The organism is Mycobacterium sp., assembly GCF_036273375.1.
In the GTDB taxonomy this organism is placed as follows: Bacteria; Actinomycetota; Actinomycetes; order Mycobacteriales; family Mycobacteriaceae; genus Mycobacterium.
The window spans coordinates 1-14,499 of the sequence record NZ_DASUHS010000180.1; the positions used below are offsets into that span (position 1 = coordinate 1).

General features: G+C 66.1%; 18 protein-coding genes and 1 pseudogene. 1 reads left to right on the forward strand and 18 read right to left on the reverse strand.

Features of this window, described 5'->3' with window-relative positions:
- The 4 genes from VFW69_RS16730 to VFW69_RS16745 form a co-directional block, all read right to left on the reverse strand.
- On the reverse strand, positions 1–344 hold a 344-nt coding region (locus VFW69_RS16730; RefSeq protein ID WP_526502620.1), incomplete at its 3' end, for a DUF222 domain-containing protein.
- Between the two features lie 36 nt (positions 345–380).
- A complete protein-coding gene (locus tag VFW69_RS16735) occupies positions 381–1,316 on the reverse strand; it encodes a DUF4436 domain-containing protein (RefSeq protein WP_526502621.1) in 936 nt (311 codons plus the stop codon).
- Between the two features lie 153 nt (positions 1,317–1,469).
- A complete protein-coding gene (locus tag VFW69_RS16740; RefSeq protein WP_526502622.1) occupies positions 1,470–2,360 on the reverse strand; it encodes a formylglycine-generating enzyme family protein in 891 nt (296 codons plus the stop codon).
- Between the two features lie 27 nt (positions 2,361–2,387).
- Positions 2,388–3,332, reverse strand: a complete 945-nt coding sequence (locus VFW69_RS16745; protein ID WP_526502623.1) for a DUF4436 domain-containing protein — start codon at positions 3,330–3,332, stop codon at positions 2,388–2,390.
- Between the two features lie 343 nt (positions 3,333–3,675).
- On the opposite strand from VFW69_RS16745, the pseudogene VFW69_RS16750 reads away from it, so the two are divergent.
- Positions 3,676–4,198, forward strand: a pseudogene (locus tag VFW69_RS16750) (substrate-binding domain-containing protein); the annotation flags it as partial.
- Here VFW69_RS16750 and VFW69_RS16755 read toward each other — a convergent pair.
- The 14 genes from VFW69_RS16755 to VFW69_RS16820 all read right to left on the reverse strand — a co-directional run bounded on the left by VFW69_RS16755 (position 4,185) and on the right by VFW69_RS16820 (position 14,238).
- Positions 4,185–5,108 carry a DUF4436 domain-containing protein gene (locus VFW69_RS16755; protein ID WP_526502624.1) on the reverse strand — a complete coding sequence of 308 codons (924 nt, stop codon included), beginning with the start codon at positions 5,106–5,108 and terminating at the stop codon, positions 4,185–4,187. The pseudogene VFW69_RS16750 and the gene VFW69_RS16755 overlap by 14 nt on opposite strands.
- A 126-nt stretch (positions 5,109–5,234) precedes the next feature.
- Complete coding sequence (locus VFW69_RS16760; RefSeq protein WP_526502625.1) at positions 5,235–7,604, reverse strand: arylsulfatase; 2,370 nt, start codon at positions 7,602–7,604, stop codon at positions 5,235–5,237.
- Positions 7,605–7,692: 88 nt separating this feature from the next.
- Positions 7,693–8,043, reverse strand: a complete 351-nt coding sequence (rpsQ, locus tag VFW69_RS16765; RefSeq protein WP_526502626.1) for a 30S ribosomal protein S17 — start codon at positions 8,041–8,043, stop codon at positions 7,693–7,695.
- Positions 8,043–8,276 carry a 50S ribosomal protein L29 gene (gene rpmC / locus VFW69_RS16770; protein WP_007773580.1) on the reverse strand — a complete coding sequence of 78 codons (234 nt, stop codon included), beginning with the start codon at positions 8,274–8,276 and terminating at the stop codon, positions 8,043–8,045. Before rpmC ends, rpsQ begins: the two co-directional genes overlap by 1 nt.
- Positions 8,276–8,692, reverse strand: coding sequence for a 50S ribosomal protein L16 (rplP, locus tag VFW69_RS16775; RefSeq protein WP_297601926.1), 417 nt, complete (start codon positions 8,690–8,692; stop codon positions 8,276–8,278). Before rplP ends, rpmC begins: the two co-directional genes overlap by 1 nt.
- Before the next feature lie 3 nt (positions 8,693–8,695).
- Entirely contained in the window at positions 8,696–9,535 is an 840-nt protein-coding gene (rpsC, locus tag VFW69_RS16780) for a 30S ribosomal protein S3 (RefSeq protein WP_526502627.1), read from the reverse strand.
- Positions 9,535–10,089, reverse strand: a complete 555-nt coding sequence (gene rplV, locus VFW69_RS16785; protein ID WP_526502628.1) for a 50S ribosomal protein L22 — start codon at positions 10,087–10,089, stop codon at positions 9,535–9,537. Before rplV ends, rpsC begins: the two co-directional genes overlap by 1 nt.
- Positions 10,086–10,367, reverse strand: a complete 282-nt coding sequence (gene rpsS, locus VFW69_RS16790) for a 30S ribosomal protein S19 (protein WP_008260806.1) — start codon at positions 10,365–10,367, stop codon at positions 10,086–10,088. Before rpsS ends, rplV begins: the two co-directional genes overlap by 4 nt.
- A 17-nt stretch (positions 10,368–10,384) precedes the next feature.
- Positions 10,385–11,227, reverse strand: a complete 843-nt coding sequence (gene rplB, locus VFW69_RS16795; protein ID WP_526502629.1) for a 50S ribosomal protein L2 — start codon at positions 11,225–11,227, stop codon at positions 10,385–10,387.
- A 27-nt stretch (positions 11,228–11,254) separates the two neighbouring features.
- Positions 11,255–11,557: a 50S ribosomal protein L23 gene (gene rplW / locus VFW69_RS16800; RefSeq protein WP_007773589.1), complete on the reverse strand. Its 303-nt coding sequence runs from the start codon at positions 11,555–11,557 to the stop codon at positions 11,255–11,257.
- Complete coding sequence (gene rplD / locus VFW69_RS16805; RefSeq protein ID WP_526502630.1) at positions 11,558–12,250, reverse strand: 50S ribosomal protein L4; 693 nt, start codon at positions 12,248–12,250, stop codon at positions 11,558–11,560.
- Positions 12,250–12,903, reverse strand: a complete 654-nt coding sequence (rplC, locus tag VFW69_RS16810) for a 50S ribosomal protein L3 (protein WP_526502631.1) — start codon at positions 12,901–12,903, stop codon at positions 12,250–12,252. The genes rplD and rplC overlap by 1 nt, the downstream gene beginning before the upstream one ends.
- Before the next feature lie 13 nt (positions 12,904–12,916).
- A complete protein-coding gene (gene rpsJ / locus VFW69_RS16815; protein WP_003873519.1) occupies positions 12,917–13,222 on the reverse strand; it encodes a 30S ribosomal protein S10 in 306 nt (101 codons plus the stop codon).
- A 416-nt stretch (positions 13,223–13,638) separates the two neighbouring features.
- Positions 13,639–14,238 carry a TetR/AcrR family transcriptional regulator gene (locus tag VFW69_RS16820; RefSeq protein WP_526502632.1) on the reverse strand — a complete coding sequence of 200 codons (600 nt, stop codon included), beginning with the start codon at positions 14,236–14,238 and terminating at the stop codon, positions 13,639–13,641.
- Positions 14,239–14,499: the final 261 nt, after the last annotated feature.

The following is a 14,499-nucleotide window of genomic DNA, read 5'->3' on the forward strand; positions in this document are numbered from 1 at the left end:
AACACGATCGTCTGAAACGCCCGATAGTCGATGTGGCCGGCCCGAAAGACCTTACCGACCTGCGGCAACCGATTCCGCATCGCCATGGCATACCGCAAGTAGCTATGGCCCATCGCGACGCTGCACCCCGACGCCGCACCCAACTGCGCGGCCACCGCCTCCCACGCATCGGCCGACCATTCCGCGCACTCCCCTGATTCGCGACAGCGCAACACCAACAACTCACCGGCGGCCACCAAGCGCTCAGCGGCCGCCCGCGCCTCCGCGCTCCCGGCCTCGCGCACCCGATCCAGCAGCGCCGCCGACTCCGGCGTCTCCCGCGAGGCGTACCACCACTCGAACATGAGTTCGATTATGCCACCTGGGGGCGACAGCCGCGATCAGTCGCCCTGCCGGATCCAGGCCACGATGTACAAGGTCATGGCCGTCACCAGCGCGATGAGGACCCACTGCACGATCGCCTGGTCGATCCACGACCCGGGCGGTGGCGCCCCCGGCAGGATGTTGCGCAGCGGGACGATCGCGAACAGGTTCGCGGCGTACCAGGTGGCGAACGGCGGCAGAAACTTCCTTCTGCCCAGCGCCATCGGAATGGCGACCAGCAGGGCCAGGGTGGGCAGGCTGATCAGCACCAGGCAGATCCCGAGGTCGAAGATCAGCGGCCCCTTGGCCCGCTTCAGCGTGATCACCACGTTGCCGTTGTCGGTCGCGCGGGAGGTGGGCAGCGCGCTGGGGTCGTGCACCCGGTTGACGCTGATCTCCCAGCCATCCAGCGCGCCGGTCACTTCGACACGGGCGGGCACCTTCTTGCGGTTGTCGCCGGTCCCGACGAACGCATCGGCCGCGATCGGCTCGGTCCGGTAGGAGTCGAACGGCCAGTTGCCGGGTTCGCCGTGCGCCTCGATGGTGGTGCTCAGTTGGGCCGGCGCCCTGCCCTTCGGGTATTGCAGATCGCCCAGGTCGCTTGTCGGATACAGGCGTACCGCGACGTCGTTGGCCAGCACGTCAAAGCGATTGTCGTACTGGGCAACTCCGGGATAGGCGAGCACCTCGACGGACAGGCGGTTGGCGACCGGCTTCAACTCTTCGAGGCGCAGCTGCACGATCGTGGCGTCGCCGCCGCCCTGGCTCAGGTCCAGTGGGGGCAGCGGACCCTCCGACCGCTGCAGAAAATGCACACCGAAAAGCGACAGCACGTAGACGATGATGACTGCCGCAAGAATGCACACGCCGATTGCGATCCGCGGCGCCTCGCGCTTCTTCTTCGTGGGCACCGCCGGAGCCGGTGCAACCGGGGTCGGGGCCTCCGTCGTCATCGGCCGCCGCCGCGAGCAATGGTGCGCGGAATGCGTCGTGATGCTTGCTGAAACCGGGCCGGCACCGCTGGCGAGATCCGGCTGGAGCGGCCGTTTAACTTCACTGGTCGAAACGCACCTAAAGCAACCGGCCGACACGCCGCTACGGATTTGCTAGCCGGGTGGCGAGTCCGCCACACAGCGAAATCCGATGTGCGTCGTCGCGGAGTCCTGCGATTGCGGTGACCGGGCCGCCGGACGGTAGCGGTGGCAGTACTCCGGCGCGCACAGGTGGCTGCCCCCCTTCAACGTCTGGTTGACCGACGGATCGGCGGGGCCCGACGGGGTGCAGCAGGACTTGGGCGGCTGGTCGAGCCGGTGATGCGCGGCGAACTCGGTGGCCGTCCACTCCCATACGTTGCCGATCATGTCGACAAGCCCAAAGCCGTTGGGGGCGAACGTCCCAACGGGCGACGTTCCCGCCCAGCCGCGCGCCCCCTCATTGCGGTACGGGAAGTCGCCCTGCCAGGTGTTGGCCATCAGCCGGCCGTCGCTCGTGGCCTCGTCGCCCCACGCGTACGTCGTTGTGGATCCGGCACGGGCCGCATACTCCCACTCGGCCTCGGTCGGCAGCCGCCGCCCGGCCCAGCGCGCATAGGCCGCCGCGTCCGGATACGCCACCTGTACGACCGGATGATCGCCGCGGTCCGCGACAGCGCTGCCGGGCCCGAACGGGTGGCGCCAGCTCGCCCCCGGCACCCACTGCCACCACTGTCGCCAGTCGCGCAGGTCGACCGGCCCGGGTGTCGGCCGGAAAACCATTGCGCCCGGGCATAAATCGTCCGCGTTCGCTCCCGGGTACAGCGCCGGGTCGATCGGCTGCTCGGCCACCGTCACATACCGGGTGGCGTCGACGAATTCGGCGAACTGCGCGTTGGTCACTGGGTGCCGTTCCACCGCAATGGGTCCCACCGTCAAGGTGTGGATCGGCGCCTCTTCGGGGTAGAAGCTGGTCGAGCCCATGCGGAATGACCCGCCCGGCAGGTCAACCAGCTCGCTCAGCACCCCGTCAGGCTACGCCGGTCAGGCGCCCTAGTCGGATTGTCGATACCAGGTGAGCATGTAGAGGGCCATCGCCGCAACCAGCGCGATCAACACCCAGATCACCAGGACCTGGTCGATCCACGCGCCCGGCGGAGGCGCCCCTGGCAAAAAGTTGCGAATGGGGATGACGGCGAACAACATGGCGGCAAACCACGTCACGAACGGAGGCACGAATTTTCTTCTGCCCAAGGCGATTTGGATGACAACGGCAAAAGCCAGCGCGGGCAGCGCGAAGAGGACCAAGCAGATTCCGAGGTCGAAGATCAGCGGCCCCTTGGCGCGGTGCAAGGTGATGATGACATTGTCGGCGCGATCCGAGTCCTGGCTGGCTTCGCCGACGCGCTGAACGCTGACGTCCCAGCCGTCCAAGCCGCCGGTCACCTCCACCCGCGCGGGTACGTAGCGGCGCGCATCACCCTGGCCGACAAGCACATCGGCGGACAGCGTGTCGGTGCGGTAGGAATCGAACGGCCAGTTATTCGGGTCACCGTGTGCCTCGATGGTGGTCGCGACCTGCGCCGGCGACTTGCCGGCCGGGTACTGCAAGTCGCCGAGGTCGTTCGGGGGATCCATGCGGACTGCGGTGTCGGTCTTGAGCACCTCGAGGCGCTTATCGAACATCGACTCCTCAGGGATCACCAGCACCTTCACCGTCAATCGGTTCGCAGTGGTGTCCAGCTTTTCCAGCCGCACCAGCACGACCGTGTCATTGGTGGCATTGAGGTCGGGCGGCTTGAGTGGGCCCCCCGACTTCGCCAGCAGGTGCACGCCGAACAGCGACAGGGCGTACACGGCGATAAAGCCAGCGACGGCGGCCACGGCAATGACCCTGCGCCGCTTGCGGCGGTGAGACGCGGCCGCGGAAGGAGGTGTCGCGGATGGTTGCTCCGACGGCGCCGGGGGCGGTGGCGAGGGTGGCGCTTGGTGGGTCATCGGTCAACACCTCCGTGGGAATCTGGACATAGAGGACGGATGCTAGCGAACTCCCGGGCACCGCGGTGGTTCTTTGAAAATTCGTCATGTTTAGGTAATTTTCGCCCCGTCGCCGGGCGCCGCACGATAGCCAGCGAAATCGTCGCGGAGGCTTCGGTGACACCAGGTCCGCCCAAACGTGCGAACTCTCGATGACCCGCCGATTGGCCCACCAGTTCATCCAGCGTTTGTTTGCCTGTTAAGCCAGTGGCGGTAGGTGTGCCGGGTGTGAAGCCCAATCTTTCGATGCTGGCCGTAGGCGTCCTGGCGGCCAGCGCCATGTTGGTCTCCGCTTGCAGCGACCGAGATCTTCAACTGCACCATCACGCGCTGGGACGACCCGGCCCTGGCCTAACTCATCGCCTCCATGCCGGCCGAGGACATTCACGTCATTTACCGCAGCGACGGCTCGGGCACCACCGACAACTTTCAGGCCTACCTGCAGGCCGCGTCAGGTAAAGCCTGGGGCAAGGCTGCGGGCAAGAGCTTCGACGGCGGGTGTGGGTACCGGAGCCGTCGGCAACACCGGCGTCGGCAACGATCTGGTGCTCGACCTGTCGTCGTTCTACAACCCCGCCCAGCCCGACGTCTACCCGATCGTGTTGGCCACCTACGAGATCGTTCGTTCGAAGTACCCGACCTACGATGTGGCCAAGGCCGTCAAGGCTTTTCTGCAGGCGGCCATCGGTCCCGGCCAGATGGAACTGGCCAGGAGCGGCTACATTCCGTTGTCCGCCGATTTCCAGGCGAGGGTCTCCGGCGCGGTCGACGCGATCAGCTCCGTTGACGCGCCGAAACCCGAGCGAGGCGAATTCAGGTCTTGGTAGGCGTTTTTCGATCGCGCTGTCGCCACCAGCCGACGAGGAACAGTGTCAGCGCGGCGACCAGCCCGATCAACACCCACAGCACGATGGCCTGGTCGACCCACGAACCGTACGGTGGGCTGCCCGGCAGGATGTTGCGCAGCGGGACAATGGCGAAAAGCATTGCGCCGTACCAGGTGGTGAGCGGCGGCAGGAATGACGTCCTGCCCAGCGCCACGGGAATGGCGACCCAAAGCGCCAAGACGGGCAGCGCGATCAAAACCAAACAGATGCCGACGTCGAAGATCAGCTGCCCCTTGGCCCGGTGCAACGTAATCACCAAGTCGTCCTTGAGATCTGGATTGTTCTCCTCCGCATCGTGGACGCGAGTGACGGTGGCATCCCACCCGTCCAGCCCTCCAGCGGCTTCGACGCGGGCCGCCGTCTTCTCCTTGCTGGCGCCGGAACCGGTGAACACATCGGCCGAGATGACCCCGGTTCGGTAGGAATCGAACGGCCAGTTCGCGGGGTCGCCGTGCGCCTCGATGGTCGTGCTCACCTGCGCGGGTGCTTTGCCGACCGGGTACTGCAGGTCACCCAGGTCGTTATCGGGATACAGCCGCACCGCCGCATCGCTCTTCAACACGCCGAAGTTCTTGTCGTACAACGCATCTTTGGGATAGACCAGCACATTGACCGTCAGCCGGTTCGCGATGGTATCCAGTTTCTCCAGCCGCACCTGCACGACGCTGTCTTCGGCCTCGACCTTACTCAGGTCCACCGCGGGCAGCGGGGGCGCCGATTTGGCCAGCAGGTGCACGGCGATCAGCGACAGCACGTAAATAACGATGAGCGAGGCGACGATCCCGAACGTGATCGCGATTTGCCGGCCTCGTGCACCGGTCGGCGGCGGCGCCGGGGGCCCGGCGGTCATTGGGGCATCACGCAGCGTGATGCTAGCAGCGCCGACCCCACTTTTCAGCGGATCACGACAAGGGCTTCGGACCCCGCCAGTTTGCTGCGCCGATCACGGCAGCGGCGCCCTTCGCGCGCCGACACATCAGTCTCGCGAAAAGGCAAGCGCAATCTCGGCTTCCACGTCCACGTAAGGCCGGCCGGACAGGTCGACGGTGACTTGAGTGATGGTGCCGCCGGTGAACGTGAACGGCGCCTTGTACCGGCTGGACACTCCCGACCCGCCGTTGCGCCCGACCGTGATACCGGCACCGGCCAGCCCGAAGGTCCCGGGGTGGGTGGTCACCCCGGCCAGCGTGCCGACGACCTGGTCGTCGATGAACAGCGTGACGTCGCCCAGCGGCGTGTGACTGTTCTCGACCGTTCCGGTGCGGGAATAGCTGGCGCCGAACAGATATCTGCCAAGGGGCACCGCATCGGACGAGAAAACCTCCTGCTGGCGCTCGCCGAGGAAGTTGTACACGTAATGCAGCCGGCCGTCCTGGATGAACAACACATGCCCGCCGTGCGCGCCGCCTTGCTTGAACAGCACACCCTCGGCGCCGGTGGTGTCGACGGCCACCTCGGCCAGCACCGAGAACGACCGGCCGCGGATTTCCGCGGCGGCACCGATGCCCACATCGGCGCAATCGGGATAGTAGAGGTAGCTGTTCCGGTCACTGACCAGATATGGCCGCGACCGTCCCAGCGTCTCCAGGATGTTCAGATCTGACAGCGGCAACCCGTTGTACTTGGCCGCCTCCGAGAACCACAGCGCCTTGAGTTCTTCCAGTTTGTTCGGGTTTTCGGCTGCCAGGTCGTGGCACTGGCTACGGTCGGCCTCGATGTGGAACAGTTCCCAGCGGTCGGCGTCGAAATGCGACCAGCCGGCCGGGGTGGCCGCGTGTACGGTGTTGGCGAACCAACCCTGGTGCCAGATCCCGCGGGTTCCCAGCATGGTGTAGAACTGGGTGCTCTTCCCGGTGTCGGTCCCCGGATCAGCAAGGGCCGCTTTGAAACTCACACCGTCCAGCGGCTTCTGGGCGATACCTTTGACGGTTTCCGGCGGCGTCATGCCCAGCAGGTCGTAGACGGTCGGGGTGATGTCGCAGACGTTGACGTAGTTGTCGCGAACTTCCCCGTGCGCGGCAATGCCGTTGGGCCACGAAATGATTGCCGTGTCGGCGATGCCGCCCTCATGGGAGGCGTAGCGCTTGTACAGCTTGTAGGGCGTGTTGAACGCCATCGCCCACCCGATCGGGTAATGGTTGTAGGTCTCCGGACCGCCGAGGTGTTCGAACAGCTTCATGCTTTCTTCGACGGTGTCGATGTAGCCATTGAAGAACTTGCCCTCGTTGACCGAGCCGTTCGGGCCGCCCTCACCGCTGGCGCCGTTGTCGGAGATGACCACGATGATGGTGTTGTCCAGCTGGCCCGATTCCTCGAGATAGTCCAGGATCCTTCCGATCTGGGCGTCGGTGTAGCTCAGGAACCCGGCGAACACTTCGGCCATCCGGGAAAACAGCCTCTTCTCTTCGTCGTTCAGCGAATCCCACGGCCGCACCGTGTCCTGCAGCGGCCACGGTTCGCCGCTCGGCCCCTTCACGTCGAGATACGGGTTGACCGGCGATAATTCGGTGTCGGGCGGCACGATGCCCAGTGACTTCTGCCGCTCCAGCACCACCTCGCGGTAGCGCTCGTAGCCCATGTCGAACTTGCCGGCGTAGCGGTCCGCCCATTCGGAGAACACGTGGTGCGGCGCGTGCCCCGCGCCGGGGCACACGTAGGAGAACCAAGGTTTCTCGGGCGCAATCACTTTGGCGTCGCGGATGAATTCGATCGTCTTGTCGGCGATGTCCTTTGACAGGTGGTAACCGTCCGCCGGGGTGCCCGGCGGAGACACCGGGTGGTTGTCGTAGACCAGGTCCGGATACCACTGATCGGTCTCCCCGCCCATGAACCCGTAGAACCGTTCGAAGCCGCGCGAGGTCGGCCAGTGCCGCTTCGTCGAGGCGAGGTTCGATTCCTCGAGGGGTGTCAGGTGCCACTTGCCCACGCAGTAGGTGTTGTATCCCTGTTCGGCGAGAGCCTCGGAAAGCAGGCCGGTTTCGAACGGGATACGACCGTTGGCGTTGGGGAAACCCTCGGTGAACTCCTCGATCGTGGCCATGCCGACGGTCGTCGCGTTGCGGCCGGTGAGCAACGAGGCCCGGGTGGGCGAACACAGCGCGGTGGTGTGGAATTGCGAGAGCCGGATGCCGCGCTCGGCGATGCGCGACATGGCGGGCATTTCGACCAGGCCGCCGAAGCAGTCCCAGGTCGCGATGCCCGTGTCATCCCACACCAGATACAGGACGTTGGGCGCGTTCTGTGGAGCGGTCGGTGCGGCGTAGGGCCCCCAGTCCGGTTCGGAATCCCGGATGTCGAGCTCGATCTTGCCGGTGAACTCCGCGGACTGTCCCGACCCAGACGCCATCGTCAGCCTCACTCTCGTAGCGGACTTGCCGAACGTGCGTGAAGACTACACCCGGATCAGGGCGCTTGGTGCTGCTAGCGACGAGGGCTTACTTCGCCTTTTCCAGAATTTCGACGAGCCGCCAACGCTTGGTCGCCGACGTCGGGCGGGTCTCCATCAGCGAGACGCGGTCCCCGATCCCGGCGGTGCTGTTCTCGTCGTGCGCCTTGACCTTGGTGGTGGTCCGGATGATCTTGCCGTACAGCGGGTGACGCACGCGGTCTTCGAGCTCGACCACGATGGTTTTCTGCATCTTGTCGCTCACCACGTAGCCGATGCGCACCTTGCGGCGGCCCCGCACCTTCGGGTTGGCCGGAGTGTTCTTGGGGCCCTTGTCCTTCGACGCGGCCTCGGTCTTGGCGGCCGTCTTCTTGGGGGCAGCCTTCTTGGCTTCTGCCATCACGATTCCTTACCGTCGGGCCCGGAAGCCAAGCCCAGTTCTCGTTCGCGCAGCACGGTGTAGACGCGCGCGATCTCCTGACGCACCGTGCGGAGCCGGCGGTTGTTGGTGAGCTGTCCGGTCGCCATCTGGAAACGCAGGTTGAACAGCTCTTCCTTGGATTCGCGCAACCGCTCGGCCAGCTCCTCTTCGGTGAGCTCACGCAGTTCGCCCGGCGAAATTCCCACTGCCATCAGAACCGATCCTCTCGAGTCACGATGCGTGCCTTGATCGGCAACTTGTGGATTGCGCGGGTCAGCGCCGCCCGCGCGGTCTGCTCGTTGGGGTAGCTGAGTTCGAACAGCACCCGGCCCGGCTTGACGTTGACGACCCACCACTCCGGCGAACCCTTACCCGAACCCATGCGGGTTTCGGCGGGCTTCTTGGTCAGCGGGCGGTCGGGGAACACGTTGATCCACACCTTGCCGCCACGCTTGATGTGCCGGTTGATGGCGATACGAGCGGACTCGATCTGCCGGTTGGTGACGTAGGCGTGCTCCAGAGCCTGGATGCCGTAGTCACCGAAGTTCACCGCCGTGCCGCCACTGGCGATGCCGCGCTGGCGGGGGTGGTGCTGCTTGCGGTGTTTAACCCTGCGGGGAATCAACATGATTCAGCTCTCCGTGCTTGGTGGTTCTGCAGCGGGTGCGGACGGGGTCGCGGCGGCCGCTGCGCCCTCTTCAGCGCTCGCCGCGGCGCGGCCGGCCTCGGTGCCGGTGCCCGTGGTGCCCGACGCGCCACTTCGACGCGGACGGGTGCCCGACGGACGCTCGCGACGCGAACGCTCGGCGCCCGCCGGGGCGGCGGCGGCCAATTCGCGCTTCCCACCGACGATGTCGCCCTTGTAGATCCACACCTTCACGCCGATCCGGCCGAAGGTGGTCTTGGCTTCGTACAGGCCGTAGTCGATGTCGGCGCGCAGCGTGTGCAGCGGCACCCGGCCCTCGCGGTAGAACTCCGAGCGGCTCATCTCGGCACCACCGAGACGGCCGGAGCACTGCACCCGGATGCCTTTGACGTTGGGCTGACGCATCGCGGACTGGATGGCCTTCCGCATCGCCCGGCGGAACGCCACGCGGTTGCTCAGCTGCTCGGCGACGCCCTGGGCCACCAATTGCGCCTGGGACTCCGGGTTTCGGACCTCGAGGATGTTGAGCTGCACCTGCTTGCCGGTCAGCTTCTCCAGGTCGGCACGGATCCGGTCGGCCTCGGTGCCGCGACGGCCGATGACTATGCCCGGACGCGCGGTGTGGATGTCCACCCGGACTCGGTCACGGGTTCGCTCGATCTCCACGTCGGCGATCCCGGCCCGCTCGAGGCCGGTTGAGAGCAGCCGCCGGATCGCGACGTCTTCCTTGACGTAGTCCGCGTACTGCTTGTCGGCGTACCAGCGTGACTTCCAGTCGGTGGTGATGCCCAGCCGGAAGCCGTGCGGATTGATCTTCTGGCCCACTAGTCTGAGCCTCCCTTCGCGTCAGAGGTCTCAGACGTCTTGGCTTCGGCTTTCGGTGCGGCCTTCTTCGCGGGCGCTTTTTTGGCGGCCTTCTTGGCTGGTGCCTTGTTGGCCGGCGCTTTCTTGGCGGGTGCCTTCGCGGCGGCCTTGCTGGCCTCGGCGCGACGGGCCCGGGTCGACTTCGCCGATCCCTGGTCCTTGCCCGGCCGGCTTTCCACCACGACCGTGATGTGGCTGGTGCGCTTGCGGATCCGGAATGCGCGGCCCTGGGCCCGCGGACGGATGCGCTTGGCGGTGGGTCCCCCGTCGGCGTAGACGGTGGCGACCACCAGGGTCGCCGGGTCCAGCCCGTTGTTGTTCTGCGCGTTGGCCGCGGCACTGGCGATCACCTTGGCCACCGGCTCACTGGCGGCCTGCGGCGCCCAGCGCAAGATGTCCAGCGCGTCGGCCACCGAGCGGCCGCGCACCAGGTCGATCACCCGGCGCGCCTTTCTCGGCGACACCCGCACGAAACGTGCTTTGGCCACCGCCGATGGGAATTCCGTTGTGGTCATCGCCGTTTGGCCTTCCGGTCGTCCTTGATGTGTCCCTTGAAGGTGCGGGTGGGCGCGAATTCACCAAGCTTGTGGCCGACCATCGACTCGGTGACGAACACCGGGACGTGCTTGCGTCCGTCGTGGACGGCGAAGGTGTGGCCGATGAAGTCAGGAATGATCGTCGAACGCCGCGACCATGTCTTGATCACCTGTTTGGTGTTCTTCTCGTTCTGCGTGTCCACCTTCTTGAGCAGGTGGCCGTCGACGAACGGGCCCTTCTTCAGGCTGCGTGGCATGTGCTACTCCTGACTTCCTAGCGACCGTGCTTCTTGCCGGTGCGCCGGCGTCGGACAATGAGCTTGTTACTGGCCTTGTTCGGGTGGCGGGTGCGGCCCTCGGGCTTGCCCCACGGGCTCACCGGGTGCCGACCACCGGAGGTCTTACCCTCACCACCACCGTGCGGGTGGTCCACCGGGTTCATGACCACACCACGGACCGAAGGGCGCTTGCCCTTCCACCGCATCCGGCCGGCCTTGCCCCAGTTGATGTTCGCCTGCTCGGCGTTGCCGACCTCGCCGACCGTGGCGCGGCAGCGCACGTCGACGCGGCGGATCTCACCGCTGGGCATACGCAGCGACGCGTAGGTGCCCTCTTTACCTAGCAGCTGGATGCTCGACCCGGCCGACCGCGCCAGCTTGGCGCCACCGCCCGGTCGCAGTTCCACAGCATGGATCACGGTACCGGCCGGGATGTTGCGCAACGGCAGGTTGTTGCCCGGCTTGATGTCGGCGTTCGGACCGCACTCCACCACGTCGCCCTGCGAAAGCCCCTGCGGCGCAATGATGTAACGCTTCTCCCCGTCCAGGAAATGCAGCAACGCGATGTTGGCGGTCCGGTTGGGGTCGTACTCGATCTGCGCGACCTTGGCGTTGACGCCGTCTTTGTCGTTGCGACGGAAGTCGATCACCCGGTAGGCGCGCTTGTGGCCACCACCCTTGTGGCGGGTCGTGATGCGGCCGTGCGCGTTTCGTCCACCGCGGCCGTGCAGCGGACGCACCAGCGACTTCTCCGGGGTGGAACGAGTGACCTCGGAGAAATCGGACACGCTCGAGCCGCGACGGCCCGGGCTCGTCGGCTTGTACTTACGAATTGCCATGTCTAATCAGGTTTCCTCTCGCGGCGGCTACGCCGGTGCCCCGAACAGATCGATCGGCTTGCTACCCGGCGCCAGCGTGACGATGGCCCGCTTGGTGCTCTTGCGCTTGCCGAATCCGGTCCTGGTGCGCTTCCGCTTACCTTGCCGGTTCGCGGTGTTCACCGACGCGACCTTGACGGAGAAGATCTTCTCGATAGCGATCTTGATCTGCGTCTTGTTCGAATCGGGGTGCACCACGAACGTGTACACGTTGTCGTCGAGCAGCGAATAGGACTTCTCCGAGATGACCGGGCCCAGAATGATGTCGCGGGGGTCAGTGATGGTGGCCATCTACGCCGTTACCTCCACATCTTTGTCTCCGGCGTTGTGGTTGTCAGCGCTGGTGGCCCCGGCGATGTAGGCGCCCAGCGCCTCAACGCTGAACACCACGTCGTCGGAGCGCAGTACGTCATAGGTGTTGAGCTGGTCGGGGGTCAGGAGGTGCACACCCGGCAGGTTGCGCACGCTCTTGGCGCCGGCCTCGTCGCTGCGGCCGATCACGACCAGCACCTGCTTGCGGTCGGTCAGCGTGCCCAAGAACGCCCTGGCGTTCTTGGTGGACGGCGTCTGACCGGAGACCAGCTCGGTGATCGCGTGAATGCGGCCGTTGCGCGCCCGGTCGGACAGTGCGCCGCGCAACGCCGCGGCGATCATCTTCTTGGGGGTGCGCTGGCTGTAGTCGCGGGGCTTGGGACCGTGCACGACGCCACCGCCGGCGAACTGCGGGGCACGCGTCGAACCCTGTCGGGCCCGGCCGGTTCCCTTCTGCCGGTACGGCTTACGGCCACCGCCGCTGACGTCGCCGCGCGTCTTGGTCGAGTGCGTGCCCTGACGCGCCGCCGCCCGCTGCGCGGTGACGACCTGGTGCATCAGCGCGATATTGGCCGGGGCGTCGAACAATTCGGCCGGCAGCTCGATCGAGCCCTCGACCTTGCCGCCCGGCGTCTTGACGTCAATCTTGAGCGTCTTGGAGCCTTCTGCCATCACTTCTCACCTCGTTTGACCGCGCTGCGGACCACGACGAGTCCACCGGTGCGGCCGGGGACCGCGCCCTTGATCAGCAGCACGCCGTTCTCGGTATCGACCTTGTGCACCAACAGGTTCTGGACGGTCACCCGGTCGCTACCCATCCGGCCCGACATCCGGGTGCCCTTGAACACCCGGGAGGGGGTGGCGCAGCCACCGATGGAACCCGGACGGCGGTGCACCGCCTGGGCACCGTGACTGGCACCCTGACCGCGGAAACCGTGGCGCTTCATGGTGCCGGCGAAACCCTTGCCCTTCGAGGTGCCCGTGACGTCGACGTAGGCGCCGTCGGCGAAGATCTCCGCCGTCAGCTCCTGGCCGACCTCGTAATCGGCGGCCGCCTCGGGGTTCTCCAGCCGCAGCTCGGCCAAAAACCGGCGCGGATTCACGCCCGCGGCGGCGTACTGACCGGTCACCGGCTTGTTGACCTTGCGGGGACTGATCTCGCCGTAGGCCAGCTGCACGGCGCTGTAGCCGTCGCGCTCGGGGGTACGGATGCGGGTCACCACGTTCGGACCGGCCTTGACGACCGTCACCGGCACGATCCTGTTGTTCTCGTCGAACACCTGCGTCATGCCCAGCTTGGTACCCAGAATGCCTTTTCTTGCCATGAGTCTGGATCTCCTACTGGATGTTGACGTCGACACTGGCCGGAAGGTCGATGCGCATCAGCGCGTCGACGGTCTTCGGCGTCGGGTCGAGGATGTCGATCAGCCGCTTGTGAGTGCGCATCTCGAAGTGCTCCCGCGAGTCCTTGTACTTATGCGGAGAGCGGATGACGCAATACACGTTCTTCTCAGTCGGCAGCGGCACCGGACCTACAACACTGGCACCCGTGCGGACGACGGTCTCGACGATCTTGCGCGCCGACGCGTCAATAGCCTCATGGTCGTAGGCCTTAAGCCTGATGCGGATCTTCTGTCCCGCCACGCTTCTCCTACCCTCACTCCTGTTGAGGCCCGAATCCGGGCCTGGTGCCACCGGCGCGCCGATCGGGCCGGCCAACTCTGGGCCGATCGAGCGTTGCGCCGGATACTGCGCCGCTGTTTACCTGTCGTGGTCCACCGGCCCCCGCGGTCGGGCGTGTCACCCTCACGCAGCCTCATCCGCGATCGAAATTCGTCGCTCTCAAAGGATGGGACCGGACGCGCCCGTTTGGACGCTGGTCGTATGCCCGACCAGGCAAACCCGGCTCACGGCAACCTGAACAGTATGCCTGAAGATCGTGCCCCAACAAAATTCGGCCGCGATCTCCGGCCGAATCCACCGCACCCGGCTCAAGGACGGTAGCACCGGGGCGTAAACGTGCTGGTCAGAGGGTTTGAGGCAGCGGGCCGCGGGACCCTTCAGGCTCCCGCCGATTCGATATCGGCCGCGCCGGCCCTGCCGCACTGCACATGTAAGAAGCCGTCGACGGCCGCCAGCGCGCATTGGCGGTAGTCGAAATCAGGCAGCGTGGACAGGCGGCCCAACACCAGCGGGCCGATGAGCAGGGCGATCGCCCGCGACCGGTCCACCTCCCCCAGCTCGGCCGCCTCCGGGCTGTCGAAAATCGCGTCGAAGGGCTCCGCGTACTGCTGGGCGATGCGCTCCCGCAGGGTGGTGATCGCCGAGCTGTCGGCGTTGCCGCTGTGCCGGGGCTCGGGCAGTCCCTCCAGATCGCGCCCCAGCGCGAGCCAGGACATGGCGGTCATGAGAGTAGGCGCCTGGGCCACGGATTCGGCCTGGGCCAGCACCACCGCGATCAGGCGGTCGCGCAGCGAACCCTCGGCCGGTGGGGTGGGCGACGCCGGGATAAGGCTGTTGAAAGCGGCTGCCAGTAGATCGTTTCCGCTCGGGAAGTGGCGATACAGGGTTGCCCTGGCTACGTTGGCGGTGCGGGTGACGGCGTCGACCGTCACCGCGCTGGGACCCCCGGCACGCAACAACGTGACAGCGGCTTCCAGCAGCCTGGCCCGCGACCTCGCGGGGCGCGGGTCCGACGTCCCGGCGGTAATAGTGACCCACCTCCTGTTTCAGAACGAGACTATTGGTCTACCTACAAGACTATTGGTCTCGAAACTTTGCACGCTCACAAGGAGGCGCATCGCATGGTCGAAACCCTCGTCCCGTCTGACCAGCACCAGCGTACTGACGCGATCGGCGTCGGCGACACCTTCCGGGCACGAAACTGGACGCTGGCCGTCGCCTGCATGGCCGTAGCCCTG

What these genes read in the sequence shown, in the direction of transcription:
- VFW69_RS16735 (WP_526502621.1), bottom strand. Translation starts at nt 1,316, where the DNA reads ATGACGACGGAGGCCCCGACCCCGGTTGCACCGGCTCCGGCGGTGCCC.
- VFW69_RS16745 (WP_526502623.1), bottom strand. Translation starts at nt 3,332, where the DNA reads ATGACCCACCAAGCGCCACCCTCGCCACCGCCCCCGGCGCCGTCGGAG.
- VFW69_RS16755 (WP_526502624.1), bottom strand. Translation starts at nt 5,108, where the DNA reads ATGACCGCCGGGCCCCCGGCGCCGCCGCCGACCGGTGCACGAGGCCGG.
- VFW69_RS16760 (WP_526502625.1), bottom strand. Translation starts at nt 7,604, where the DNA reads ATGGCGTCTGGGTCGGGACAGTCCGCGGAGTTCACCGGCAAGATCGAG.
- rpsQ (WP_526502626.1), bottom strand. Translation starts at nt 8,043, where the DNA reads ATGGCAGAAGCCAAGAAGGCTGCCCCCAAGAAGACGGCCGCCAAGACC.
- rpmC (WP_007773580.1), bottom strand. Translation starts at nt 8,276, where the DNA reads ATGGCAGTGGGAATTTCGCCGGGCGAACTGCGTGAGCTCACCGAAGAG.
- rplP (WP_297601926.1), bottom strand. Translation starts at nt 8,692, where the DNA reads ATGTTGATTCCCCGCAGGGTTAAACACCGCAAGCAGCACCACCCCCGC.
- rplV (WP_526502628.1), bottom strand. Translation starts at nt 10,089, where the DNA reads ATGACCACAACGGAATTCCCATCGGCGGTGGCCAAAGCACGTTTCGTG.
- rpsS (WP_008260806.1), bottom strand. Translation starts at nt 10,367, where the DNA reads ATGCCACGCAGCCTGAAGAAGGGCCCGTTCGTCGACGGCCACCTGCTC.
- rplB (WP_526502629.1), bottom strand. Translation starts at nt 11,227, where the DNA reads ATGGCAATTCGTAAGTACAAGCCGACGAGCCCGGGCCGTCGCGGCTCG.
- rplW (WP_007773589.1), bottom strand. Translation starts at nt 11,557, where the DNA reads ATGGCCACCATCACTGACCCCCGCGACATCATTCTGGGCCCGGTCATC.
- rplD (WP_526502630.1), bottom strand. Translation starts at nt 12,250, where the DNA reads ATGGCAGAAGGCTCCAAGACGCTCAAGATTGACGTCAAGACGCCGGGC.
- rplC (WP_526502631.1), bottom strand. Translation starts at nt 12,903, where the DNA reads ATGGCAAGAAAAGGCATTCTGGGTACCAAGCTGGGCATGACGCAGGTG.